The organism is Xylanibacter brevis ATCC 19188 (assembly GCF_000621725.1).
In the GTDB taxonomy this organism is placed as follows: domain Bacteria; phylum Bacteroidota; class Bacteroidia; order Bacteroidales; family Bacteroidaceae; genus Prevotella; species Prevotella brevis.
The window spans coordinates 16919-41775 of record NZ_JHXM01000011.1; the positions used below are offsets into that span (position 1 = coordinate 16919).

Consider the following 24857-nt stretch of genomic DNA (forward strand, 5'->3'; position numbering starts at 1 on the left):
AAGAAAAAGTTTGCGAGAATAGATAAAAAATAGTAATTTTGCACCCGCTATTACGAGATAATAGCATGAAATTCAAATTATTAATTAAATCAAAACAAAAAAAACATGGCAACAAAAATCAGATTGCAGCGCGGTGGTCGCAAAGGTTATGCTTTCTATAGCATCGTAATCGCTGACGCTCGTGCACCACGTGATGGTCGTTTCACTGAGAAGATTGGTTCTTACAATCCTAACACCAATCCCGCCACAGTAGACTTGAATTTCGAGCGTGCATTGTACTGGGTAGAGGTAGGCGCACAGCCCACCGATACTGTTCGCAACATCCTCAGCGGTGAGGGCGTTTACCTGATGAAGCACCTCCGCGGTGGTGTGAAGAAGGGCGCTTTCGACGAGGCTGCTGCACAGAAGAAGTTCGATGCATGGAAGGCAGACAAGCAGAAGGGCCTTGACAAGGTTCGCGAGGAAGAGGCTAAGGCAAAGAAAGAAGCTGCTGCAAAGGCTCTCGAGGCTGAGAAGAAGGCCAACGAGGCTATTGCACAGAAGGTTGCTGAGAAGAAGGCTGCAGCTGAAGCTGCTGCCGCTGAAGCACAGGCCGAGGCAGCTCCCGCAGCTGAAGAGGCTCCCGCAGAGGCATAAGCTTTTATGCTGAAATGAAGGTTAAGGTTGCGATCCTTTCAAGGGATTGCAACCTTTTTTAATTGTTTAACAAGTTTTTTTGTTAAAGATTTGCCGTTCAAAAAATAATTGTTATCTTTGCAAGCGAAAAAATCAACAGACAACATATAAACTTAAAATAATACATATTACTTTATGTCACAAATTACAGGTCACATCTCGCAGATCATTGGTCCTGTTATCGACGTTTATTTCGATACCAAAGGCCTGGATGCAGAGAAAGTGCTGCCTAAAATTCACGAGGCTCTGACTATTAAGCGTCCTAACGGCAATCAGCTGATTGTCGAAGTACAACAGCACATTGGCGAGGATACCGTGCGCTGTGTGGCTATGGACAACACGGACGGACTGCAGCGTGGACTTGAAGCACAGCCCATGGGCACACCTATTGTGATGCCCTCTGGCGAACAGATTAAAGGTCGTATGCTGAACGTGATCGGTCAGCCTATCGACGGTATGAAACAACTCGATATGCAGGGCGCATATCCCATCCACCGCGAGGCGCCTAAGTTTGAGGAGCTTTCCACAACCAAAGAGGTGCTGGCCACTGGTATTAAAGTGATCGACCTGCTGGAGCCCTATCTGAAGGGTGGTAAGATCGGACTTTTCGGTGGTGCTGGTGTAGGTAAGACGGTGCTCATCATGGAGCTTATCAACAATATTGCCAAGGGGCACAACGGTTTCTCGGTATTTGCCGGAGTAGGCGAGCGCACCCGTGAGGGCAACGACCTGATTCGCGAGATGATTGAGTCGGGCGTTATCCGCTATGGCGATAAGTTTAAAGAGGCAATGGCCCAGGGTAAGTGGGATCTGTCGCTGGTTGACCCCGAGGAACTGAAGAAGAGTCAGGCAACCCTCGTTTATGGACAGATGAACGAGCCACCTGGTGCTCGTGCTTCTGTAGCCCTTTCAGGTCTGACCGTAGCCGAGGGCTTCCGCGATGGTGGCGGTAAGGACGGCGGCGCTGCCGATATCCTGTTCTTTATCGACAATATCTTCCGTTTCACACAGGCTGGTTCTGAGGTATCTGCACTGCTGGGTCGTATGCCTTCTGCCGTAGGTTATCAGCCGACGCTGGCCTCTGAGATGGGTGCTATGCAGGAGCGTATCACTTCTACGAAGTCTGGTTCTATCACCTCTGTTCAGGCTGTCTATGTGCCTGCCGACGACTTGACCGATCCTGCTCCTGCTACTACGTTTACCCATCTGGATGCAACCACCGTGCTCGATCGTAAGATTGCCGAGCTGGGTATCTATCCTGCTGTGGATCCACTGGGTTCTACCTCACGTATTCTCGACCCACTCGTAGTAGGAAAGGCCCACTATGACTGTGCGCAGCGCGTGAAAGAGATTCTTCAGCGCTACAAGGAGTTGCAGGACATTATTGCTATTCTGGGTATGGACGAGCTTTCTGATGAGGATAAACTCACTGTGAACCGCGCACGTCGCGTTCAGCGTTTCCTCAGTCAGCCATTCTCTGTTGCCGAACAGTTTACTGGTCTGCCAGGCGTGATGGTGCCCATCGAAGAAACAATCAAGGGATTCAATGCCATTCTGGATGGTGAGGTCGATGACCTGCCCGAGCAGGCCTTCCTCAACGTTGGTACTATCGAGGATGCTAAGGCTAAGGCCAAGAAACTGCTGGAGGCAGCCAAGGCCTAATGCCTAATGGCACATGTTCAACGTTCAATGTTCTATGATTTATGTTGCAGCTTAAGATAGTTTCTCCCGAAAAGATAGAGTTTGAAGGCGATGTAGAGAGTGTGCTCGTACCAGGAACGCTCGGACAATTTGAGATCTTGGTCAACCACGCACCTATCATCTCTTCGCTCGACAAGGGTAGGGTGGTTTACACACTACCAGGAGGCGAGAAGAGAACTCTCGATATTTTTGGAGGTTTTGTCGAGGTGCAGAAGAATGTTGTCAGCCTCTGTATAGAATTAATCGAAGCATGATAGAGAAGAAGTTGTTTTCTACAGCCATCCATTACAGCATTCAGCTTCTCATCATAGAGTGCGTGCTATTTGCAGGATTCCTGCTGCTGGCACCACCTACGACCCTAGTTGGCTCTGTAGCTGGCATCTGTGCCACTTCTTTCTTCTATCTTCTTTGTGGTTGGATATGGTATATGGTCGCATCCAGACACCACGACTATCTGACCTCGTTCTATACGGGAACATCGGGATTTCGTTTTATGATGGCTCTTGCCGTGATAGGCATCTATTACATGACTGCCAATGAGCCTGATATGAAGACGTTTATCTGCGTGTTTGGCATCTATTATCTGGTTACGCTGATTCATTTCAGCATCTTCTTTTCGAGAGTATCTAACCGTTCGTAACGAGTTAACAAACAAAGAATTAAATGAAACGACTAAAGTCATTAATTATCCTGATAGCGTTAGCACTCCTGCCTTTATCATCATTGCTGGCTGAAGAGACGCCCAAGACCGAAGAACCTCTGAATATCTCAGAGATTGTCTTGGAGCATTTGGCCGACTCTTATGAGTGGCACATCGCTTCGTACGAGGGTAAGCATATCAGCATTCCGCTGCCCATCATCATCAGGAGTTCACATACTGGCGAGTGGCATTTCTGCACAGAGCACTCTCTGCCGGCAGGCTTCTTCTTTAACCCTGAAGCTCATGGCAAGATATACGAGCAGCTGCCCGACGGCACCACCGAACGTCCGTTAGACCTCAGCATCACTCGCAACGTGATGCAGATCTGGATCGTTGTGGCACTACTGCTGGTAGTATTCCTCAGTTGTGCCAGGTGGTATAAGAAGCATGATAAAACCAGTAATGCTCCAGGCGGATTCGTCGGTGCTGTCGAGATGCTGGTGATGATGATTAACGATGATGTCATCAAGTCATCCATCGGCGAGAAGCACTATAAGCCATACGCTCCCTATCTGCTGACGGTGTTCTTTTTCATTCTGTTCACCAACCTGTTAGGACTACTTCCTGTCTTCCCTGGTGGATCGAATGTCACAGGCAATATCAACATTACGTTCTTCTTTGCATTGTGCACGTTCCTGGCTATCAATCTCTTTGGTAATAAAGAGTATTGGAAAGAAATTTTCTGGCCCGAAGTGCCTCTGTTTCTGAAGGCCATCCCCCTGATGCCAGCTATCGAGTTGTTTGGTGTGTTCACCAAGCCATTCGCGCTGATGATCCGTCTTTTCGCCAACATGATGGCAGGTCACGCTATGATACTCAGTTTCAGCTGCGTCATCTTCCTGGGTTGGACAATGGGTGTTGGTCTTGGCATCGGACTTAATCTGTTCAGCATCCTGATGTTGCTATTCATGAATGCACTAGAACTCCTGGTGGCCTTTGTCCAGGCTTATGTGTTCACGATGCTTAGCGCTGTGTTCATTGGTTTGGCGCATCCGGAACATCATGCAGAATAAACAAAACAATAAAGAATTGAAAATATAAACATTATTAATAATTTAAAACTTTTAAAATTATGATTACATCATTATTATTGGCCGAAGGTCTGGCTCAGCTGGGCTGCGGTATTGGTGCTGGTATTGCAGTGATTGGTGCTGGTTTGGGTATTGGTAAGATTGGTGGTAGCGCTGTTGACGCTATTGCTCGCCAGCCAGAGGCTTCTGGTAAGATCTTCACACAGATGATTCTGACCTCTGCCTTCGTCGAGGGTTGTGCCCTTTTCGCAATTGCAGCTTGTGCATTCTTGATCAAATAAAACCGTATAGCAAATGGATTTCACTCAATTACCAGCAATCCTGACGCCAGATCTAGGACTTCTGTTCTGGATGTTGCTGGCGTTCTTGGTGGTCTTTGGTGTACTTGCTAAGTTTGGTTTCCCCGCCATCATCAATATGGTGGACGAGCGAAACAAATTTATAGACGACAGTCTGCGCAAGGCACACGAGGCTCAGGAGCGTTTGGCCAATATCGAGAAGGAAGGTGAATCCATCTTGCAGGAGGCACGCGAGAAGCAAGCTCAGATACTGAAGGAGGCCGCCGAGTCGCGCGACGCTATCGTCGAGCAGGCTCAGCAGAAGGCTAGGCTAGAGGGCGCCCGCTTGATGGAGGAAGCAAAGATTGCCATCGAGCAGGAGAAGAAGGCGGCCATCGCTGATATTCGTCAGCAGGTTGCAACCCTCAGCGTAGGCATCGCTGAAAAGGTTCTCCGTCAGAACCTCCGTGACGATAAGTCGCAGATGGATTTGATAGATCGCATGCTGGATGACTCTACTGTTAAATAATTAAGGTAAACGCGTATGGATATCGGAGTAATCTCTACGAGATATGCAAGGGCACTGCTGAAGAGTGCTACGGATGCCCAGCTTGAAGCACAGGTGTATCAGGAAATGATGACACTGGCTAAGAGCTATACCGATGTGCCCATGCTTCGACAGACCATCGACAACCCCATGCTGGACAAGTCCGAGAAGCAGAAGTTGCTGGAGGTAGCAACTGGTGGCACGCCCTGTCCGCTGATGCAAACCTTCATATCCCTGGTATTGAAGGAGGACCGCGAAAGCATGATTCAGTTTATGGCCTACTCGTACATGACGCTTTACCGCAAGCAGAAGAATGTCATTCGTGGCAAACTCACCACCGCCGCGCGCGTTTCCGCTGAGACGGAACAGAAGATGCGCCAGATGGTGGAGAGCCGAACTCAAGGCACAGTGGAGTTTGAAACAGAGGTGAACCCCGACATCATTGGTGGTTTCATATTGGAATACGACACGTTTCGCATGGATGCAAGCGTGAAGACTAAGCTCAACTCCATTCTTAACATACTTAAGAAATAACGTTATCACGCAAAAACGTCGTAACGTCATAACGAATAAAAATTAAAACAATGTCAGATAAAATAAAACCAAGCGAAGTCAGTCAGGTACTTCTTGAACAACTGAAAGGCATTCAGAATGCTGCACAGTTTGACGAAGTTGGTACCGTACTAACCGTTAGCGATGGTGTAGCCCGTATCTATGGTCTGCGAAATGCCGAGGCCAACGAGCTGCTCGAATTCGAAAACGGTACGATGGCTATCGTCATGAACTTGGAGGAAGACAACGTAGGTTGTGTGCTGCTGGGCAGCACATCAGGCATTAAAGAGGGCATGGTTGTTAAGCGTACCAAGCGTATTGCTTCAATTCGTGTCAACGATAATATGCTGGGACGCGTCATCAACCCTCTGGGTCAAGCTGTCGACGGCAAGGGCGACATTGATCTCACTGACGCTTTCGAGATGCCGCTTGACCGCAAAGCGCCTGGCGTTATCTATCGTCAGCCAGTGAAAGAACCTCTGCAAACTGGACTGAAGGCTATCGACTCGATGATTCCTATTGGTCGTGGTCAGCGTGAGCTTATCATTGGCGACCGTCAGACAGGTAAGACGGCTATTGCTGTTGATACGATCATCAACCAGAAGAGTTTCTATGAAGCAGGCAAGCCCGTTTATTGTATCTACGTAGCCATCGGACAGAAAGCTAGTACTGTAGCCAACCTTGTTCAGACGCTGAAGGAGCATGGCGCTATGCCTTACACGATTATCGTGGCAGCTACTGCCGCTGATCCTGCAGCTATGCAGTATTATGCACCTTTTGCCGGAGCTGCTATCGGTGAGTACTTCCGCGATCGCGGTCTTCCTGCACTCGTGGTCTATGATGACCTTTCAAAGCAGGCTGTAGCTTATCGTGAAGTATCGCTGATTCTGCGTCGTCCTTCTGGACGTGAGGCTTATCCTGGTGATGTGTTCTATTTGCACTCTCGTTTGCTTGAGCGCGCTGCCAAGATGAACGAGCAGCAGGAAGTAGCCGAACAGATGAACGACCTGCCCGAGTGTATGAAAGGCCACGTGAAGGGTGGTGGTTCGCTCACCGCGCTGCCTATCATCGAGACTCAGGCCGGCGACGTATCAGCTTACATCCCAACCAACGTTATCTCAATCACCGACGGTCAGATATTCTTGGAGTCAGACCTCTTCAACCAGGGTTTCCGCCCTGCCATCAACGTAGGTATCTCTGTATCTCGTGTAGGTGGTTCGGCTCAAATCAAGAGTATGAAGAAGGTGGCAGGTACACTGAAAATTGACCAAGCTCAGTATCGCGAGTTGGAGGCTTTCTCTAAGTTCTCTAGTGATATGGATGCAGTGACCGCAATGACGCTGGATCGTGGTCGTAAGAACAATCAGTTGCTCATTCAGCCACAGTATAGCCCCATGCCCGTTGGTGAGCAGGTGGCCATCCTCTATTGTGGTGTGCACGGTTTGATGCGCGAGGTGCCCATCGACAAGGTTCGCGAGTGCCAGAATCAGTTCCTCGACAAGTTGCGTTCGTCAGCTCCGGAGGTTATCGAGACACTGGCCAGTGGCAACATTGACGATGCCACCACGCAGAAGATTGAGTCAGTGATGGCTGATATCGCCGGAACATACAAAGCATGATAGCCTATGCCCAGCCTGAAAGAAATTAAAGGCCGTATTGCCTCGGTCAACAGCACGCGTAAGATCACTTCCGCTATGAAAATGGTGGCAAGTTCTAAGCTGCATCATGCTCAGGTGGCTATCCAGAACATGCTGCCCTATGAGTCAATGCTTGAGCATATTCTTAAGTCATTCCTCGCTGCCGAGGCAGAAGCTCAGTCTATTTATGATCAGGTGCGCCCAGTAAAACGAGTGGCTTTAGTTGTTTACTCTTCTAATTCTTCACTCTGTGGTGGGTTCAACGCCAATGTCATCAAGATGATGCTGAGCACCGTGAAGCAGCTGTCTGACCAACTAGGCGCAGAAAATGTCGAGGTGTACCCAATCGGAAGAAAAGTAGCAGAGAAAGCCAGGAAGATGGGTTTTAACGTGATGTATGATCAAAACGAAATGGTGGATCATCCTAACGTTAATCAATGCATCAAACTGGCCGCCGAGCTCGGCCAGCGTTTTGCCGATGGAGAAATCGACAAAGTGGACTTGATCTATCATCACTTCAAGAGTGCCGGATCGCAGATTCTTTGTAAGAAGACCTTCCTGCCGATTGATGTTGAAAGCGAGTTGGAGCGTGATCACGAGCGTGATCTCACTTCGAATATTGCTACTAAGAAGTCGCAGGAATATCTGAAGAAGCATGGTGCTTCACATGATGAGGGTTCAAAGAAAGAGGAAGCAAAGCCTCTGAATGACAACTTCATCGTTGAGCCTGATATGGATAGCGTGCTTTCTAGTTTGATTCCTAAGTACGCTCATCTGATGCTCTACACCGCACTTCTCGATAGTGTTGCCTCAGAGCATGCAGCGCGTATGGTTGCGATGCAGACAGCTACCGACAATGCTGACGAGCTCTTGCGTCAGTTGAATCTGCAGTACAACAAGAGTCGTCAGCAGGCTATCACTTCAGAATTGCTTGATATTGTGGGAGGATCTGTCAATAACTAACGTATTGACAAATCACTTTTCGAATACTAAACAAGCCCAGTGGTCATCCAGCCGCTGGGCTTTCTTTTGCAATCCCAGCTCAGTTGCTTTTCTTGTAAGTATTTCAATGTCATCCTCATAAAAACCACTTAATATGAGGATTGCATGTTCTTTCATTTTACCCACAAAGGCAGGCATATCTGCCAGCAGGATATTCCTATTGATATTGGCTGTTATGATATCGAAATGTCCTTGTATTGCATCATCCAAAACTTTAGCATCGCCAAGATATGACTGGAAGTGATCATCTACACGATTAATCACCGCATTATGCCTGGCATTATCTACACTCCATTCGTCGATATCATAACCAATGGCTTCGCAGGCCCCCAGTTTCAAAGCCGTTATAGCTAAAATACCGGTGCCTGTGCCACAATCTAAGAAGCGTTTGTTGTTCAGATCCAAGTCAAGAAGCGAGGTTACGATCATACGGGTTGTTTCGTGTGTTCCTGTGCCAAAGGCCAAGTGTGCATCTATTTCAATGCCCATATCCATTTTCTCTGGCAGATGTCTTCCGTCATGAATCGCTAAGACACCTTCTCCACGCGAAACAGGCGTCTGGATACAAATTGGCATGAATCCTTCCTTCTCCCATTGTTCGTTCCAATCTTTATCCTCAGCTTCCTCTACAGTATAGCTGATAGAAAAGGGTAGGGGGAAATCTTCTATAATGCCATCAAGTGCAGACCTATCGAATAGGTTCTGCTGAACATATCCCTTAAGGCCGTTTTCGCACTCTTCAAAAGTTTCAAAGCCAGCTTCTGCTGCCATCGAAGCAAAAACGTCACAAGCTGTCTGCTGCAGTTCTTCTGCTCCTTTTATATTAAATGTAACCTCGTAATACTTCATTTCTTTGTTAAATTTACCCGCAAAATTACAAAAATTAGGGAAAATCCTACTATGTTTTAGGGTTTTTCCGTAAATTTGCATGGAAATAAGTTTTATTTTTGCATCGTAAAAGAATATAAACTAAAGGATTTAAGAGATATGAAAAAGTTATTGTTACTGACCCTCAGCTTTGGCATCCTGCCAACTACCTTGCTGGCTCAGGATGACATGTACTTTGTTCCCAAAAAGTCGAAGCCCGCTAAAACGTATTCTTCTGCAGAGCGTTCTGCCGAGAATACTTATTATTCTGGTAGCTCCAGAAGTGTCGATGACTACAATCGTCGCGGCAACTCATACGATGTCTTGGCAAATGATTCGGCTAACGACGTGATAGATTTTGACGAGACCATGGGTGTCTATCCAGATTCAACCCAAGAGGATTACAGCATCACTAAGAAAATGGCTCGCTGGGAAGACTATACGCCATCGGAGTCTTACTGGGATGGCTATCTTGATGGACGACGTGATTCATGGGGATTCCGCTCTTGGCATTCACCCTGGTATTACGCATCGTTCTATCCTTGGTATGATTACACCTGGTACGATCCTTGGTATGCTGGATGGGGATGGCACTATGGATGGTATGATCCTTGGTACTATGGCTCATGGTCATGGGGGTGGGGTGGTTACTACTCCTGGCACTACTACCATCCTTGGCATTATGGCTGGTATGGTGGCGTAACGCACAACTGGAATAGGGGATACCACGGCAACTATCGTGGTGTGGCTCATGGTTCTGGTGCCTACAGAGGTTCTTCTTTGGGAAGCCGTCGCACCACTACATCTTCTGTAGGTTCACGCAGTTACTCTGTTGGCTCTCGTGCCTCTTCAATAGGTTCGCGTGGCACCACAAACCGAGCTCAATCTGCTTCACCACGCTCTACTGGTTCACGCAGATCTGCAATCGGTGGCTCGTCTTCTACGCCAACTCGCAGCAGCGGAAGCGTGTTTGACTCAGGAAGCCGTCGTTCAAGTTCATCGTCATACGAAAACCGTAGCACCGGTTCGTTCGGATCTAGCGGAAGCCGCGGATCATTTGGCGGAGGCTCATCCATGGGCGGCAGTCGTGGTGGCTCCATAGGTGGAGGCAGTCGCGGCGGTAGTCGTGGTGGCAGTCGCAGATAAAAATGGAAAAGTACTATAAATCAATTACGAAATAACCATTATGAAAAGATATATCGTTTTAGCAGCAGCTTCGCTGGCCATGCTGTCGGCAACTGCACAGGACACCTATGAGAATGCGCGTGTGTTAGGTTCAGACCTCAATGGTACTGCACGCTATGTGGGAATGGGTGGCGCACTCGAAGCACTTGGAGCCGATATCTCTACGATGTCAACCAACCCAGCTGGTATTGGTATGTTCCGCCATTCATATGCATCCATCTCGTTCGGTGGCGTCAATCAGGAAGAGGTGAACAAGTTTGATAATCTTGGCAAGACCAATCTAAGTTTTGATCAGGCTGGCTTTGTGTTCTCCATGAATCTTGATGATGACGATTCTTACGTAAACTTTGGCTTCAACTACCATAAGAGTCGCAATTTCGATCAGATAATCCAGGTGAATAATCGCTTCACTCACGAAGCATCTCTCAACAAGTTAGCTTTTGCCAAAAACACATTTGGCAGTGATGCTAACGGAGGATATGATCTAGGTTATAATACGGTTACAAATAAATGGATGGGGTATAGGAATCCTTCTGAACTTAACGACTACGGATATCCGTTCACTCAATGGGATTATTTATACCATAATGTATATAATGTGGATGATCAGAATACCTCAGCATTCCCGACGGGGGCCGACCATGCAATGCTTTTTAATGATGCTAATGATTATTACTTTGACAAAGCACATCGCGGATGGATTGCCGACTACGATTTCAATATAAGTGGAAATATTCATGATCGTTTCTATTGGGGCTTCACTTTAGGCCTGCACGATATTAACTATAAAGGTTATAGCCTTTACGATGAGGAAATAATTGATGCTAATGGATTTTCAACTGGCACAATGGTTCTTGAAGATGAGCGCCGCATTACTGGCAATGGTGTTGACTTGAAGGCTGGCGTAATATTCTTGCCTTTCGAAGAGTCACCATTCCGCATCGGTCTTTCAATTTCTACGCCTACGTGGTATGAGATGAAATCCGAGAACTACACTGTGCTTCATAATAATACTGCTATCCCTGAAGGATTTAAGCCCTGGGGTTATGATAATCTGTCTAGCGACGATGTCTATGAGTACAAGTATTACACACCTTGGAAGTTTGGATTGAGCTTAGGACATACCATCGGAAATTACCTGGCTCTTGGTGCCAGCTACGAATATAGTGATTATAGCACAGCAGACACCCGCATCTATGATGGCACATACGATGAGTACGACAACGAGAATTCATACTCTGACCGCGTCATGAACAATCATACAGATCGCACTTTGAAGGGTGTTTCATTGTTGAAACTTGGTGCCGAGTTCAAGCCAGATCCATCAATTGCTGTTCGTCTGGGTTACAACTACCAGTCGGCTGCCTACAATGAGAAAGGCTTCCGTGATACCACATTGGATTCTCCTGGCACATATTTCTCATCAACACCTGATTATGTCAACTGGAAGGGTACCAATCGCATCACAGCAGGTTTTGGTTATCGCGTTAACAAAGTATCGTTTGACATTGCATATCAGTACAGCATGACAAAAGGAATGTTTTATCCATTCCAGCCAGATGTAGAATTCAATGATAATGGTGCTTGGGAAACAAATATTTCAACTCCAAGCTCTTTAAATTTCAAGCGTCATCAACTTCTGTTTACGTTGGGATATACTTTTTAAAACACTAAAAATATAGTTCCATATATATGAAATATAATTTCTAATATAAAAGGATTTCCAGTTTAAAAGGATTCTAACATAAAAGAATTTCGATTATAAAAGGTGCAGATTCAGCTTTACACATGAACGCGAATCTGCACCTAAATTAATTTGTGCGTAACATCCATTCCTTTATTTGTAGTTTATCCTCTAAGACTTCATTTTAAATTCCTCCTTATTTTACTTTCAATCTTATATTACTTTCCACCTTATCTTACTTTTCACCATATATTATATATAAGCAGACTTTCATTGATAAAATAGGAGATAAATTATTTATGCCCAAATTACCTATTTATCATAATGCCGATTATCGTTTATTTGGTATTACCGGTTTATAAGGACCAAAAGCATCACCAAATCAATACAACTCATCAAAACAAACAGTCGCTTTAGGTATATAAGAATTATTCTTTCAATAAAAGAAAACTTATCCTTTTAAGAAACTATACCTATACTTTTCAAAGACAATACTAATACATTTCATTTGCAAAAGCGGTACTATTGACTTGCAAAAGCGTTAGTTTTGACTTGCAATAGCGGTACTTTTGGTCTCCATCTAGACTCTAGATCACATCAATCTAGACCCTAGATCGTCCGGTTCTAGACTCTAGATTGAATCATTCTAGACTCTAGAATCATCATTTCTAGCCCCTGGATTAAATTCAATCTACAAACAATTGTTTTATCAAAGTATCAGTATAAAGCTATTAAAGTTGCCGAATGAACGTTTAAAAGCATTCTTTCACCAATACAATAATTACGATTTACAATTTGTAAAGCAACTCATAAAAAAATGATGCTTTTTGTCATCTTGAAGTCTATCATTCTAGCTTAAAATACCCTTTTGGCTTGATATGAATCAAGAACTGACGTTTATAAGTATCAAAAAGTACATTAATCCATAAAATAATTGATAAAATGTTTGCGATTTCGGAATTTTGCTATAACTTTGCAACCGCAAACGCAAAAAAAATAAACTTTAGTTCAAAAATTAATTAAAAAGGTAAAAGATTATGAATGCAGCACAAGTTGTAGAGAATCTTAAACTGAGATTCCCCAACGAGCCTGAATACATTCAGGCCGTGAGTCAAGTTCTTCCTACTATCGAAGAAGAGTACAACAAGCACCCTGAATTTGAGAAGTACAATCTGATTGAGCGTCTTTGCATTCCCGATCGCGTGATTGAGTTCCGCGTAACATGGGTTGACGACAAGGGCAACGTTCAGACAAATATGGGTTATCGCATTCAGCACAATAACGCCATTGGTCCTTACAAAGGCGGTATCCGTTATCACAAGTCTGTAAACTTGGGTATTCTGAAGTTCTTGGCTTTCGAGCAGACCTTCAAGAACTCACTGACAACACTTCCTATGGGTGGTGCTAAGGGTGGTTCAGACTTCTCTCCCCGCGGTAAGAGCGACGCAGAAGTAATGCGTTTCTGCCAGGCCTTCATGAACGAGCTCTATCGCCACATTGGTCCCGATGAGGACGTACCTGCTGGTGACATCGGCGTAGGTGGTCGTGAGGTTGGCTATATGTTCGGTCAGTACAAGAAGCTCACACACCAGTTCCAAGGTGTGCTCACAGGTAAGGGCATCCAGTTCGGTGGTTCACTGATTCGTCCTGAGGCTACTGGTTACGGTACTGTTTACTTCCTCACATCTATGCTGGCAACTCGCGGCATCGACCTGAAGGGTAAGAAGGTTCTGATTTCTGGTGCTGGTAACGTAGCTCAGTATGCTGCTGAGAAGTGTCTGCAGTTGGGCGCTATCCCCATGACTATGTCTGACTCAGATGGTTACATCTACGATCCAGACGGTATCGATCGCGCTAAGCTCGACTTCATCATGGAGCTGAAGAACGTAGAGCGTGGACGTATTAAGGAATATGTTGAGGAGTATCCTACAGCTAAGTACTACGAGGGCAAGCGTCCTTGGTACGAGAAGGCTGATATCGCTCTGCCTTGCGCTACTCAGAATGAGATCAATGGCGACGAAGCTGCTGCACTCGTAAAGAACGGTGTTATCGCTGTAGCTGAGGGTGCAAACATGCCTTCACTGCCCGAGGCCATCAAGATCTTCCAGGATGCTAAGATCCTGTACGCTCCTGGTAAGGCTTCAAACGCTGGTGGTGTTTCAGTATCTGGTCTTGAGATGTCTCAGAACTCTGAGCGTCTGAGCTGGACTGCTAAGGAAGTTGATGACTACCTGAAGCGCATCATGAACGACATTCACGAGAACTGCGTGAAGTATGGTACACAGGCTGATGGCTACATCAACTACGTGAAGGGTGCAAACGTTGCCGGCTTCATGAAGGTAGCTAAGGCTATGATGGCTCAGGGTATCGTATAATCCAAGAAATACCATTTCAACACATAAACTGAATTCATAAAGAGGAAGGCCACCTGTAGATTCATCTATTAGGTGGCCTTTTAATTTTCTAGACAATTTGTGATAACTAAGAAGCCACTCAGCTGAATAATTAGCTGAGTGGCTTTAACTTGATAAGAAATATAAACTTACTTTCTAATGATCTTCACTCCCCCATCCTGCTCTAGTTTAATGATACTAGATGGCTGATGTGGTTTGTGCTCTTGTCTGCGTGTCCAGCATACATAATCAACTTGTTCGATGATGCGTGGGTCGATATCGCAGTAATTCTGGGCAGCAGGTTCACCACTGATATTTGCAGAGGTTGACACAAGTGCTTTCTGGAAACGGAAACAAAGCTCCTTTGAAAAAGCTTCTTGAGTGATGCGAATACCAATAGAACCATCTTCGGCAATCAGATTCTCTGCCAAATTAATGGCGCCATCGAGAATCAGCGTAGTTGGTTTTGCTTCTGCATCATTCAAACTGTCAATCAGCTGCCAGGCCACATCGGGCACATTTCTAACATAACGTTGAAGTCTTGCATCTGAGTCCACCAAGCAAATCAAAGCTTTTGAGTCGTCGCGCTGTTTAATCTGATAAACGCGTTTAACTGCATCTGCGTTAGTTGCATCACAACCAATACCCCAAACCGTGTCAGTAGGATAAAGAATCACCCCACCCTTTCTCAGTATTTCTACTGCATTTTTGATGTCTTGTTGCTGTGTCATACAAATATTATTTGCAATTAAAACTCACTTGTGAAATGGAATTGGATATGTTCAAAATCCTGTTGAGCCATCTGAAGGACATAGCCAGAGTCTGCTAAGAACACATCACGTCCCTGCTTATCTTTGGCCATATATTGATATTTACGCTTCTTGAAATTCTCCAACTCCTGTTCGTCGTCACTAGAGATCCAACATGCCTTATACAGATGAACTGGTTCCCAGCGACATTTGGCATTGTATTCATTCTCCAAGCGATATTGAATTACCTCAAACTGAAGCTGACCTACAGTGCCGATAATCTTTCTGCCGTTGAACTGGTTTACGAACAACTGAGCCACACCTTCATCCATCAGCTGGTCAATACCCTTTTGCAGCTGCTTAGACTTCATGGGATCGTCGTTTTCGATGTATTTAAAGAGTTCTGGTGAGAAAGAAGGCAATCCACGGAAATGAAGCTGTTCGCCAGCAGTTAGCGTATCGCCAATTTTAAACACGCCACCAGAATCAGGCAAACCAACAATATCTCCGGGCCATGCCTCGTCGATAGTAGATTTACGCTGAGCCATAAATTGCGTAGGAGATGTGAAACGCATCGTTTTACCCTGGCGCACGTGTAGATATGGCACATTGCGTTGGAACTTACCGCTGCAAACCTTGCAGAAGGCGATACATGAACGGTGATTGGGATCAATGTTGGCAGTAATCTTGAATATGAAACCGGTAAACTTCTGCTCATCGGGTTGCACTTCGCGCTCCTCTGCCTTTGTGGGACGAGGTGACGGTGCAATCTCAACGAAGCAATTCAAAAGCTCCTGAACGCCAAAGTTGTTCAGTGCAGAGCCGAAGAAAACTGGTGCCACCTCTGCAGAACGATATGACTCAACATCGAACTCTGGATAAACACCATCTACGAGCTCCAAGTCCTCACGCAGTTTCTCTGCATCGCTACTTCCAACTCTCTTATCCAGTTCTTCGCTATCAATATTTACTTCAACCTTCTCTGTGACACGCTGCTTGTCGGGCGTAAAGAGATCAAGCTTTTTCTCGTAAATATTATAGACGCCCTTGAATTTTGCACCTTGGTTGATAGGCCAACTTAAAGGACGAACTTTGATTTCCAGCTCTTGCTCTAATTCATCGAGCAGATCGAAAGGATCACGGCCTTCACGGTCCATCTTGTTGATGAAGATAATAACAGGTGTCTTGCGCATACGACAAACTGTCATCAGCTTGCGTGTCTGAGTCTCAACACCCTTAGCTCCGTCAACAACGATAATAGCTGAGTCAACGGCTGTCAGTGTGCGGAACGTATCTTCAGCGAAGTCTTGGTGACCTGGTGTGTCGAGGATATTTACCTTGTATTCAATATCTTTTCCTTCAGGGGTATAGTCAAACTCCATCACAGAGGTACTAACCGAAATACCACGCTGCTTTTCTATCTCCATCCAGTCACTGGTGGCCGTCTTCTTAATCTTATTGCTTTTAACAGCACCGGCTACCTGAATCTGTCCACCGAAAAGCAGGAACTTCTCAGTCAATGTGGTCTTACCTGCATCTGGGTGCGATATAATCGCAAATGTTCTTCTTCTTTCTATTTCTTCGCGCATTGCTTACTTTTATTTGGATTTCAAGCGAACTTGCCTAAAACTCTATTTATAATTTTTCTATACACTCTCTTAACGACTCCTCCCAATAGGGTATTTCTATCTGATAAGTCTCTTTTATCTTGGATTTGTCCAAAACACTATAGTGTGGTCTGGCTGCGGGTGTAGGATATTCCACAGTATGTAATGGGCGCACATGACAGTCTTTCACTCCTGCGATACGATGGATCGCTTTTGCAAAGTCATACCAAGAGATGACACCCTCGTTACTAAAATGATAGACGCCAGGAACAATTCCTTTATCAATGACTGTCATAATGGCTAAAGCTAAGTCACGAGCATAAGTTGGTGTTCCTATTTGATCAAAGATCACGCCTAGCTCATCACGTTCCTGCCCTAAACGAATCATGGTCTTCACAAAGTTGTTGCCAAACGTAGAATACAACCAAGCTGTACGGATAATCACTGACCTTTTGCAAGATTCACGTACAGCAATTTCTCCTTCTAATTTAGTACGACCATAAACGCTATTGGGGCATACGGGAGCGGTTTCTACATAGGGCACATGACTCGTGCCGTCGAACACATAATCAGTACTGATTTGAATCATCCATCCGCCACGCTGTTCTACAGCTTTAGCTAAGTATCCTGGAGCGCTGCTGTTCAACAGTGTACATAGCTCCGTGTTGCTTTCTGCTTTATCCACTGCAGTATAAGCAGCGCAGTTGACAATGCCGTCAATCTCATGGATATTAACGAATGCCGCAATAGCTTCTTGATTTGTGATGTCCAATTCATTAACGTCAGTATTAAAGAATGTATGCAGAGGATACTTACCCTCCAACAGCTGCATCTCGTTACCTAATTGACCATTACAGCCCGTGATAAGAATATTCATGACCTACTCAAACTTTAATCCTTCTTCTTTATCTTTTTTATAATAGTCAGACAGCATCCCAATAAAAGTCGATACCTCTTTTACGGCATGCGATGTGCTAGTCGAAACCTCTTTTTTCTGCAAACGGAGCATCATAACACCATACAACAGATTCAAACAGGTCTCGATTTCACCCTCTTCCTTATTGGCACCATGATTGCGTAATTCAACAATAAAAGGTAAAACCTTATAATAGGCAGTGTTGTAAAAGGGGAACTTGGGCGATGCTAAAAGCTGTGCATGCAGTTCTGACAACAACTGAAGTGTTACTTTGTTGATCTGCAAATGACCTTGCGCCCGACAACCTTCCTCGTTCATCATCTTTATAAGATTGCCGAACCAATCAGCTTCGTCATCTTTTTGTTCTTCTGTATAATCAAAACGATCGATATATTCGCGACGAATACGAGAAAGCGAACAATCAAAAGCTCGAATAGTATCCTCTACCTGCCACATATAAAGCAGGTATTCCGCAATATTATTTTTACGTAATTCCTGTGCAATAAACATAATAAGAAATAACTAAAAAATATGATAAAGATGCAAACTTGTAAGCGTTGAGAGTAAAATAATAACACTACCGACAATCACTAACATGCCGATAATCTGATTAATCAGCTTGATACCATTCTGGTCGAACTTGGTTCTGATCTTATCAACTAACCACGACAGCGACCACCACCATAGCAAAGCACCTCCTATAATGCTAAGGAAACCAACAACCATATCAATAGGAAGATCTGGCTGAAGTCCAAATGCAAACTGGGCATAGAGTGCCATAAACAGAAAGATAATAAGAGGATTGCTTAAAGTCACCAGAAAAGCCGTTATAGCATTATGTGCCAATGTACCTTTCTTCTGACCAGGCTTTCGTATGTTTTTTGTAGGATCCGTGCGATAGGTAAAAATACCAAATAAAAGAAGCATCACACTTCCTGCTATCTGAAGATAGAAACGTGTGGTATCGTTGCTAACAAAATCTACCACATATCCCATACCCAAACCGGTAATTCCCGCATAAATCATATCACTTACAGAAGCGCCAACTCCTGTAACAAAACCATACCATCGGCCCTTGTTCAGTGTGCGCTGAACACAGAGTACTCCAACAGGCCCCATAGGTGCAGAAGCGATAATACCTATGAGCATTCCCTTAAATACAATATCTAGTATGTTTGGTATCGTGTTAACAACAAACGGCATAATGTTTGCAAAGGTACTAATTTTAATTAGAAATGAAGAATCCGCTAATAATATTTTTTGTTTCACTTATAAAAAATGTTAAGTAAGCAAACTATTCCAAATAATTAAGTTATCTTTGCATTTGATTTTACTCACACTAAATGTATAATAATGGAGACACAATCAACTATTAAGCCATACGTTATAGGCTTGGACTTAGGAGGCACAAACTCAGTATTTGGAATTGTTGATGCCCGCGGCGATATTAAAGCCACAACTGCTATAAAGACCGGAGGATTTACCTCTGCTGAAGATTATGTAGCAGCTTCTGTAGAAGCATTACAACCCATCATCGAGCAAGTTGGAGGTATTGATACCATTAAAGCTATGGGTATTGGTGCTCCTAATGGTAACTACTATAATGGAACAATCGAATTCGCTCCCAACTTACCTTGGGCACATGATGGCATCGTTCCCTTGGCAAAAATGTTCAGTGACAAGCTGAATGGTATTCCTGTAGCACTTACAAACGATGCCAATGCAGCAGCTATTGGCGAGATGGTTTATGGCGTTGCTCGCGGCATGAAGAACTTTATCGTTATCACTCTTGGTACTGGCGTTGGTTCTGGTATCGTGGTAAATGGCCAGTTGCTCTATGGTCACGATGGATTTGCCGGTGAGCTTGGTCACGTCATCATGCGTCGTGAAAATGGTCGTAGCTGCGGATGTGGTCGTACTGGCTGTCTTGAAGCTTATTGCTCAGCAACAGGTGTTGCACGTACAGCTCGCGAAATATTGTCAACTACCGAACGTCCTTCCCTACTCCGCGATATCAATCCTGCAGACATCACTTCACTCGATGTTTCTATTGCAGCCGAAAAGGGTGATGAGTTGGCAAACGAGATTTATGAGTTTACCGGAAACATGCTCGGAGAGGCTTGCGCAGACTTTGCTGCATTCTCATCTCCTGAAGCATTTATCTTCTTTGGCGGTATGACCAAAGCTGGCGAACTTATTATGAAACCTATCCGTGAGTCATACGACAAACACGTATTAAAGATCTTCAAGGGAAAAGCCAAGTTCTTGGTTAGCGGTCTTGATGGTTCTTCTGCAGCTGTACTTGGAGCATCTGCAGTGGGATGGGAAGTGTAAGATTAAAAAAGAATTAATATAAAAATCCCCTGTTATCTAATGATTGACGGATAACAGGGGATTTCGTTTATTAGAGTTCGTCGCATTCTTTCAGCCAAAGAGCACTCGAAGCATCGCTTGGCATGCGCCAGTCACCTCGTGGAGAGAGGCTTACGCTTCCCACCTTCGGACCATCTGGCAGGCATGAGCGTTTGAACTGTTGATTAAAAAAACGACGACAGAAGGTCTTTAACCAATGCTTAATCGTGTCGTCGTCATACTTGTCGCCGAAGGCATGCTGTGCCAACAAGAATATCTTTGAAGGACGGAAACCTACGCGCAGATGATAATACAAGAAGAAATCATGCAGTTCGTAGGGACCGACAAGATCTTCGGTTTTCTGAGCGATATTTCCATCAGCATCCGCTGGTGTCAACTCTGGCGAGATGGGGGTTTCTATCACATCTATCAAGGTTTCTCTTTCCTGAAGGAATGCTGGCTGGTTGGCAATATACTTGATGAGGTACTGTACCAATGTCTTAGGAACACCAGCGTTCACACCATACATAGACATATGATCACCATTATAGGTACACCACCCTAAAGCTAATTCAGAAAGGTCGCCTGTACCGATAACCATACCACCTACTTGATTAGCCACATCCATCAGTATTTGTGTGCGTTCACGAGCCTGAGAATTCTCGTATGTTACATCATGATTCTCTACCTGATGGCCTATGTCTTCAAAATGCTGGAGAACAGACTTTGAAATATTGATTTCGCGAATCGTTATACCAAGTGACTGCATCAGTTTGACGGCATTCTCATGAGTACGGTCTGTGGTGCCAAATCCAGGCATCGTAATACCTGTGATACCACGACGAGACAATCCCAACTTGTCAAAGGCGCGAATGGTAATAAGCAATGCTAATGTTGAATCAAGACCACCACTAATACCAATAACGACATTCTCACAACGCGTGTGATGAAGACGCTTGCATAAGCCCATCGTCTGAATATTAAGAATCTCTTCACAAGCATCAATCATATCTTCATCCTTGGGAATGAAAGGATAAGGATTAATTGTTCTGATAAGTTCAAACTCACGGTGTTCTACCAGTTTGGTATTAATCACACGAGCTACAGCTCCAACCTGGGCCGAACGGAATGTTGTGTTGTTTTGGCGTTCAAGACGAAGTCTGTCTATATCTATTTGCTGAATACGCAGCTGAGGGTCGATAGAGAAGCGATCTGCTTCAGCGAGCAAGATGCCATTTTCATAGATAAGTGCATTTCCGCCATAAACGACATCCTGTGTTGATTCGCCAAAACCACAACTGCTATACACGTAGCCACACATCATGCGTGCACTCTGCTGAGCAAGAAGCGAGCAGAGATACTTATGCTTTCCATTTAATTCATCTGTGGCAGAGAGATTTAAGATAATATCTGCTCCAGCCAAGGCTAGATTATTGCTTGGTGGCAATGGAGCCCAGACGTCCTCACAAATCTCAATGCCAAAGCAAGCACCATCGCAAGTACGGAAGACGATAGGCTCGTTTGATATGTGAATAGGACTACCAGCCAGATAGATGTCCTGTGGAATCAAATCGGCAGCAGAAGCGAACCACCTTTTCTCGTAAAACTCATTATAATTTGGCAGGTGCGTTTTGGGAATGACACCAAGGATGCTACCTTGCTGGATGACAACTGCACAATTGTACAATAAGGCGCCAACACGAACAGGAAGTCCCACAACAGAGATGATGTTCAACTTGCGAGTAAAGTCAAGAAGAACTAGCAGGGATTCTTCTGCCTTGTCGAGAAGGAGTTGCTGGCTGAATAGGTCCTGACAAGTATATCCCGTGATGCTTAGTTCTGGGAACACAATAAGTTCTACGCCCTTTCCTTCAGCCTGAACAATAAGACTCTCAATCTGCTGGACATTAAATTCCACATCAGCCACACGAATACTTGGTATTGCTGCGGCTACTTTCATTAATCCGTATTTCATTTGATTGTCACTTGTGTGGCACCATAACCGTATTCGCGGAAAGATGCATCTTGGTAAATATAATGTTTATACTTATACTGTAGCTCATTGATGATAGCTTTACGCAACACGCCCTCACCTTTTCCATGAATAAAGATAATCTTTGTTCCCTTTTTCTTTTCATAGGTTTTAAGTGTCTTGCGCAAGACATCCAATTGGTAGTTAAGGATGTCTGTGGCATTCATGCCATTCGTTGTTTCCAGAAGAGCATCTGCGTGCAGATCAACAACAATGGGGTCGCCTTCTTTATATTCCTTTTTGATTTCTGGGCGTGCCTGGGGGGTATTATCGCCTTTCTGATACATATTCGCCTTCAGCTGTTGAGCGTCGATGACCAAAGGTCGTACAGGCTTGTCGTCTTTGATAATGGTATATACCAATGCTGGCTGCTCAAAGAATGCATTATTCTGAAAGGTATGTAGCTTATAGAACTTGACAGCATCTATGCGAAACTGAACATCTACAGAGGGTTTCAGCAAATAATGCTTGGTCGTTTTATAAGGCAGAATTTGTATAGCCACACGCTCTAAATCATTAAGATCCTCACGGCCAAACTCCTCTAAAAAGAGTTTCGTATTTGGTTCTACCTCTTCGGTGACTCTTAACTTCCAACTATTTCCTTCTGCCGTAGCATAGGTGAAACGCATATAATAATTGGAGTCGTTGACAAAATAGGCCTCAAAGCGCGTATTGGTCAACTCCTTGATATCGATAGGCACAAAAGCCAAATATGCAGAGAGCGCTTCCCCACCCTTTCTCTCTTCTGGTTGAGCTTTAAAGGTGATTGGTTTGTCGGCTGGTTCTACTTCTTTTTCTACGGAATTATTGGTCTGCTGTTTCATCTCTATGACATGACTCGTGTCATAGTTTTCCTCGCCAATGACCACCACTTCACTCATTTGCATTGGTACCTGAAAACCATCCTCGTCTTCAACCAATACAATATTCTTACCCTGGAAGCCTGCGACCTTTCCGCCGCCAATTTCGCTCAGGAATCTTACTTTATCTCCTATCTTCATTTTCAAGTACAATTAAGGTATCAACAAAGAACTATCGCCATAGCTCAAGAAGCGGAAATCGTGAGCTAATGCATAATCATATATTTTGTGCCAGTCGCCATTAACAAACGCACTTACGAGTAAGAGTAAGGTGGATTGTGGTTGATGGAAATTGGTTACCAGCATCTTAACAATTTTATATTTGTAACCAGGAGCTATAATAATCTGTGTGCTGCTATGAAGTGCAGGCAAATGATTATTATCAAGCCAATCAATCAGAGCCTGGATAGACTGCTGAACTGTAGCTAACGCAGCATCATCGCTTTCATATGGTTCCCATTGGTAAACATGAAGTTCTGCTTCTGAGATCAGAGGGTTCTTAAGAACCTTTAATCCCATATAATAGAGACTTTCAAGCGTGCGCACACTGGTTGTGCCAACAGCAATGGCACAACAATCATGTTTCATCAGTTTCTCCAATGTCTGTCGACGCACGCAGATATATTCTGTATGCATCTCATGATCGCTAATTTCCTCGCTTTTCACGGGTTTAAAGGTACCTGCTCCAACGTGAAGAGTGAGTTCTTCGCGATCGATGCCATGATTATCTAAAGAACTGAGAACACTGGGAGTAAAATGAAGACCGGCTGTAGGTGCAGCAACACTACCTTTGATCTTAGAATAGACCGTCTGATAGGTGGTCTTATCACTCTCTTGGGTTTCTCTGTTCAAATAAGGCGGAATGGGTAGTTCACCCATTGACTCTAGGATCTCAGCAAAAGAGATGTGATCATTATCCCAGGAAAAATCTATCCAATGACTAGTGCCATGAATTTCCCCACGCGTAGCAGTGAAGTTCAACGTTTCATCATTAATGGTCAACTGTCGTGTTAAAGTACCTTCTTTCCATTTCTTTAAATTACCTACAAGACATAGCCAAGAACAACTACCTTTGGTTTGAAACATCTGCTCATAATCTGCCGGTTTGGCAGGTTCTAAGAGGAAAACCTCGATAAGCGCCCCCGTTTCTTTACGGAAATGAAGTCTTGCTTGGATTACTTTTGTATTGTTGAAGACCATCAATGCGCCTTGTGGCAGATATTTGGAAAGATTGAAGAAACGATCTTCGCTAACAATCCCTTTATTATAAACCAGCAGTTTTGAGTCATCGCGTTTAGCTAAAGGGAATTTTGCAATTCGCTCATCTGGCAAGGGATAATTATAATCACTGATATGAATATGTTTTGTTTCCATTTTCTTTAAATATATAAATAGCAACAAGCTCTAAGAATTGAATACAATATGGTTAGCATAAAAACAGTGAGAACGATATCGACATCCGACTTCTGATAGCCTGTTTTTGTATAATGAGAGGATATATAACTATTTGAAGAATATAGTTGCTTCTTAACACGGAAATAAATAAAGCCGATGCTTAAACCGACGATGCCACCCCAACATAAACCGCAAAGGATATCGCCAGGAAAATGAACACCTAAATACAGACGTGTCCAACAATTAATGAATGACCATGTAAATAAAGTGATGGATAGAATTCGACTTTTAGTCAGTAATGCAAAGAATACCGCAATACTGAACGTATTGGCAGCATGCGAAGAGAAAAAACCATATTTCCCTCCTCTATAGCCATTTACCACATCAACATATTGACCAATAACATCGTCATGAGTGGGGCGCCATCTCATAACAAATGGCTTCATAAACACGTCATTTAAGGTTCCTGCCAGAAAAACACATAGACCAGCACCTCCTAATATTAATAATATTTTTTGGATGCTGTCATTATTCTTTAATACAATATAGAATAGCGACAAGTATAGAGGAATCCAAGTTCCAGCGGTGGTCAGTGTTTTTGCTAATCCATCAATGAACAAAGATTCACTACCATTAACTGATAATAGTAGTTGTCTGTCTATATCTATAAGTGTATTTATATCCATGATTGCAA

24 protein-coding genes are annotated in these 24857 nt (G+C 44.3%); 14 read left to right on the top strand and 10 right to left on the bottom strand.

Annotated features, from left to right (window positions below; all coding sequences use genetic code 11):
• The first annotated feature begins 105 nt into the window (after positions 1 to 105).
• From T433_RS0107215 to T433_RS0107260, 10 genes are all read left to right on the top strand, one after another.
• A complete protein-coding gene (locus T433_RS0107215; RefSeq protein WP_027450249.1) occupies positions 106 to 636 on the top strand; it encodes a 30S ribosomal protein S16 in 531 nt (176 codons plus the stop codon).
• Between the two features lie 174 nt (positions 637 to 810).
• Complete coding sequence (atpD, locus tag T433_RS0107220) at positions 811 to 2337, top strand: F0F1 ATP synthase subunit beta (RefSeq protein WP_027450250.1); 1527 nt, start codon at positions 811 to 813, stop codon at positions 2335 to 2337.
• A 41-nt stretch (positions 2338 to 2378) separates the two neighbouring features.
• Complete coding sequence (atpC, locus tag T433_RS0107225) at positions 2379 to 2630, top strand: ATP synthase F1 subunit epsilon (RefSeq protein ID WP_027455350.1); 252 nt, start codon at positions 2379 to 2381, stop codon at positions 2628 to 2630.
• Positions 2627 to 3016, top strand: a complete 390-nt coding sequence (locus T433_RS15905) for a hypothetical protein (protein ID WP_027455351.1) — start codon at positions 2627 to 2629, stop codon at positions 3014 to 3016. The genes atpC and T433_RS15905 overlap by 4 nt, the downstream gene beginning before the upstream one ends.
• A 23-nt stretch (positions 3017 to 3039) precedes the next feature.
• Positions 3040 to 4089 (top strand): F0F1 ATP synthase subunit A, encoded by a 1050-nt coding sequence (gene atpB, locus T433_RS0107235; protein WP_027455352.1) that lies wholly within the window; start codon positions 3040 to 3042, stop codon positions 4087 to 4089.
• A 56-nt stretch (positions 4090 to 4145) separates the two neighbouring features.
• Positions 4146 to 4388: an ATP synthase F0 subunit C gene (gene atpE / locus T433_RS0107240; protein ID WP_027450254.1), complete on the top strand. Its 243-nt coding sequence runs from the start codon at positions 4146 to 4148 to the stop codon at positions 4386 to 4388.
• 13 nt (positions 4389 to 4401) lie between these two features.
• Positions 4402 to 4914: a F0F1 ATP synthase subunit B gene (gene atpF, locus T433_RS0107245; RefSeq protein WP_044109437.1), complete on the top strand. Its 513-nt coding sequence runs from the start codon at positions 4402 to 4404 to the stop codon at positions 4912 to 4914.
• Positions 4915 to 4929: 15 nt separating this feature from the next.
• A complete protein-coding gene (locus T433_RS0107250) occupies positions 4930 to 5466 on the top strand; it encodes a F0F1 ATP synthase subunit delta (RefSeq protein ID WP_027450256.1) in 537 nt (178 codons plus the stop codon).
• Between the two features lie 50 nt (positions 5467 to 5516).
• Entirely contained in the window at positions 5517 to 7103 is a 1587-nt protein-coding gene (gene atpA / locus T433_RS0107255) for a F0F1 ATP synthase subunit alpha (RefSeq protein ID WP_027450257.1), read from the top strand.
• A 6-nt stretch (positions 7104 to 7109) separates the two neighbouring features.
• Positions 7110 to 8084 (top strand): F0F1 ATP synthase subunit gamma, encoded by a 975-nt coding sequence (locus T433_RS0107260; RefSeq protein ID WP_027455353.1) that lies wholly within the window; start codon positions 7110 to 7112, stop codon positions 8082 to 8084.
• A gap of 12 nt (positions 8085 to 8096) precedes the next feature.
• Here the strand turns inward: T433_RS0107260 and prmA are convergent, their stop codons facing one another.
• A complete protein-coding gene (gene prmA / locus T433_RS0107265) occupies positions 8097 to 8972 on the bottom strand; it encodes a 50S ribosomal protein L11 methyltransferase (RefSeq protein ID WP_027455354.1) in 876 nt (291 codons plus the stop codon).
• 138 nt (positions 8973 to 9110) lie between these two features.
• On the opposite strand from prmA, the gene T433_RS15910 reads away from it, so the two are divergent.
• The 3 genes from T433_RS15910 (at position 9111) to T433_RS0107280 (ending at position 14234) form a co-directional block, all read left to right on the top strand.
• Positions 9111 to 10136, top strand: a complete 1026-nt coding sequence (locus T433_RS15910) for a hypothetical protein (protein WP_052357033.1) — start codon at positions 9111 to 9113, stop codon at positions 10134 to 10136.
• Positions 10137 to 10176: 40 nt separating this feature from the next.
• Positions 10177 to 11841, top strand: a complete 1665-nt coding sequence (locus tag T433_RS0107275; protein ID WP_027455355.1) for an OmpP1/FadL family transporter — start codon at positions 10177 to 10179, stop codon at positions 11839 to 11841.
• Positions 11842 to 12896: 1055 nt separating this feature from the next.
• Entirely contained in the window at positions 12897 to 14234 is a 1338-nt protein-coding gene (locus T433_RS0107280; protein ID WP_027450262.1) for an NADP-specific glutamate dehydrogenase, read from the top strand.
• 167 nt (positions 14235 to 14401) lie between these two features.
• On the opposite strand, the gene T433_RS0107285 is transcribed toward T433_RS0107280, so the two are convergent.
• Genes T433_RS0107285 through T433_RS0107305 form a run of 5 tightly spaced genes read right to left on the bottom strand, consistent with a single transcriptional unit; the run spans position 14402 to position 18727 of the window.
• Positions 14402 to 14983, bottom strand: coding sequence for an L-threonylcarbamoyladenylate synthase (locus T433_RS0107285; protein ID WP_027450263.1), 582 nt, complete (start codon positions 14981 to 14983; stop codon positions 14402 to 14404).
• Positions 14984 to 15000: 17 nt separating this feature from the next.
• Complete coding sequence (locus tag T433_RS0107290) at positions 15001 to 16590, bottom strand: peptide chain release factor 3 (RefSeq protein WP_027455356.1); 1590 nt, start codon at positions 16588 to 16590, stop codon at positions 15001 to 15003.
• A gap of 46 nt (positions 16591 to 16636) precedes the next feature.
• The gene (gene rfbD, locus T433_RS0107295) at positions 16637 to 17485 is read right to left on the bottom strand and encodes a dTDP-4-dehydrorhamnose reductase (RefSeq protein ID WP_027450265.1); all 849 of its coding nucleotides are present in this window, start codon (positions 17483 to 17485) and stop codon (positions 16637 to 16639) included.
• 3 nt (positions 17486 to 17488) lie between these two features.
• On the bottom strand, positions 17489 to 18034 hold the full coding sequence (locus tag T433_RS0107300; RefSeq protein ID WP_027455357.1) for a DUF4924 family protein: 546 nt from the start codon (positions 18032 to 18034) through the stop codon (positions 17489 to 17491).
• A gap of 12 nt (positions 18035 to 18046) precedes the next feature.
• The gene (locus tag T433_RS0107305; protein ID WP_027450267.1) at positions 18047 to 18727 is read right to left on the bottom strand and encodes a LysE family translocator; all 681 of its coding nucleotides are present in this window, start codon (positions 18725 to 18727) and stop codon (positions 18047 to 18049) included.
• Positions 18728 to 18877: 150 nt separating this feature from the next.
• Between T433_RS0107305 and T433_RS0107310 the strand changes: the two genes are divergently transcribed.
• Entirely contained in the window at positions 18878 to 19858 is a 981-nt protein-coding gene (locus T433_RS0107310) for an ROK family protein (protein WP_027450268.1), read from the top strand.
• A gap of 70 nt (positions 19859 to 19928) precedes the next feature.
• Here the strand turns inward: T433_RS0107310 and T433_RS0107315 are convergent, their stop codons facing one another.
• The 4 genes from T433_RS0107315 to T433_RS0107330 are packed head-to-tail and all read right to left on the bottom strand — an operon-like array spanning position 19929 to position 24849.
• Complete coding sequence (locus T433_RS0107315) at positions 19929 to 21851, bottom strand: NAD(+) synthase (RefSeq protein WP_027450269.1); 1923 nt, start codon at positions 21849 to 21851, stop codon at positions 19929 to 19931.
• Positions 21848 to 22909 carry a DUF2027 domain-containing protein gene (locus T433_RS0107320; protein ID WP_027450270.1) on the bottom strand — a complete coding sequence of 354 codons (1062 nt, stop codon included), beginning with the start codon at positions 22907 to 22909 and terminating at the stop codon, positions 21848 to 21850. Before T433_RS0107320 ends, T433_RS0107315 begins: the two co-directional genes overlap by 4 nt.
• Before the next feature lie 12 nt (positions 22910 to 22921).
• Positions 22922 to 24142: an S-adenosylmethionine:tRNA ribosyltransferase-isomerase gene (locus T433_RS0107325; RefSeq protein WP_027455358.1), complete on the bottom strand. Its 1221-nt coding sequence runs from the start codon at positions 24140 to 24142 to the stop codon at positions 22922 to 22924.
• A gap of 5 nt (positions 24143 to 24147) precedes the next feature.
• On the bottom strand, positions 24148 to 24849 hold the full coding sequence (locus T433_RS0107330) for a phosphatase PAP2 family protein (protein ID WP_027455359.1): 702 nt from the start codon (positions 24847 to 24849) through the stop codon (positions 24148 to 24150).
• Positions 24850 to 24857: the final 8 nt, after the last annotated feature.

What these genes read in the sequence shown, in the direction of transcription:
- T433_RS0107320 (WP_027450270.1), bottom strand. Translation starts at nt 22,909, where the DNA reads ATGAAGATAGGAGATAAAGTAAGATTCCTGAGCGAAATTGGCGGCGGA.
- T433_RS0107310 (WP_027450268.1), top strand. Translation starts at nt 18,878, where the DNA reads ATGGAGACACAATCAACTATTAAGCCATACGTTATAGGCTTGGACTTA.
- T433_RS0107305 (WP_027450267.1), bottom strand. Translation starts at nt 18,727, where the DNA reads ATGCCGTTTGTTGTTAACACGATACCAAACATACTAGATATTGTATTT.
- atpF (WP_044109437.1), top strand. Translation starts at nt 4,402, where the DNA reads ATGGATTTCACTCAATTACCAGCAATCCTGACGCCAGATCTAGGACTT.
- T433_RS0107275 (WP_027455355.1), top strand. Translation starts at nt 10,177, where the DNA reads ATGAAAAGATATATCGTTTTAGCAGCAGCTTCGCTGGCCATGCTGTCG.
- rfbD (WP_027450265.1), bottom strand. Translation starts at nt 17,485, where the DNA reads ATGAATATTCTTATCACGGGCTGTAATGGTCAATTAGGTAACGAGATG.
- atpC (WP_027455350.1), top strand. Translation starts at nt 2,379, where the DNA reads ATGTTGCAGCTTAAGATAGTTTCTCCCGAAAAGATAGAGTTTGAAGGC.
- T433_RS0107250 (WP_027450256.1), top strand. Translation starts at nt 4,930, where the DNA reads ATGGATATCGGAGTAATCTCTACGAGATATGCAAGGGCACTGCTGAAG.
- T433_RS15905 (WP_027455351.1), top strand. Translation starts at nt 2,627, where the DNA reads ATGATAGAGAAGAAGTTGTTTTCTACAGCCATCCATTACAGCATTCAG.
- atpA (WP_027450257.1), top strand. Translation starts at nt 5,517, where the DNA reads ATGTCAGATAAAATAAAACCAAGCGAAGTCAGTCAGGTACTTCTTGAA.
- T433_RS0107315 (WP_027450269.1), bottom strand. Translation starts at nt 21,851, where the DNA reads ATGAAATACGGATTAATGAAAGTAGCCGCAGCAATACCAAGTATTCGT.
- T433_RS0107290 (WP_027455356.1), bottom strand. Translation starts at nt 16,590, where the DNA reads ATGCGCGAAGAAATAGAAAGAAGAAGAACATTTGCGATTATATCGCAC.
- T433_RS0107260 (WP_027455353.1), top strand. Translation starts at nt 7,110, where the DNA reads ATGCCCAGCCTGAAAGAAATTAAAGGCCGTATTGCCTCGGTCAACAGC.
- T433_RS0107300 (WP_027455357.1), bottom strand. Translation starts at nt 18,034, where the DNA reads ATGTTTATTGCACAGGAATTACGTAAAAATAATATTGCGGAATACCTG.
- atpD (WP_027450250.1), top strand. Translation starts at nt 811, where the DNA reads ATGTCACAAATTACAGGTCACATCTCGCAGATCATTGGTCCTGTTATC.
- T433_RS0107325 (WP_027455358.1), bottom strand. Translation starts at nt 24,142, where the DNA reads ATGGAAACAAAACATATTCATATCAGTGATTATAATTATCCCTTGCCA.
- T433_RS0107330 (WP_027455359.1), bottom strand. Translation starts at nt 24,849, where the DNA reads ATGGATATAAATACACTTATAGATATAGACAGACAACTACTATTATCA.
- T433_RS0107285 (WP_027450263.1), bottom strand. Translation starts at nt 14,983, where the DNA reads ATGACACAGCAACAAGACATCAAAAATGCAGTAGAAATACTGAGAAAG.
- prmA (WP_027455354.1), bottom strand. Translation starts at nt 8,972, where the DNA reads ATGAAGTATTACGAGGTTACATTTAATATAAAAGGAGCAGAAGAACTG.
- T433_RS0107215 (WP_027450249.1), top strand. Translation starts at nt 106, where the DNA reads ATGGCAACAAAAATCAGATTGCAGCGCGGTGGTCGCAAAGGTTATGCT.
- T433_RS0107280 (WP_027450262.1), top strand. Translation starts at nt 12,897, where the DNA reads ATGAATGCAGCACAAGTTGTAGAGAATCTTAAACTGAGATTCCCCAAC.
- atpB (WP_027455352.1), top strand. Translation starts at nt 3,040, where the DNA reads ATGAAACGACTAAAGTCATTAATTATCCTGATAGCGTTAGCACTCCTG.
- T433_RS15910 (WP_052357033.1), top strand. Translation starts at nt 9,111, where the DNA reads ATGAAAAAGTTATTGTTACTGACCCTCAGCTTTGGCATCCTGCCAACT.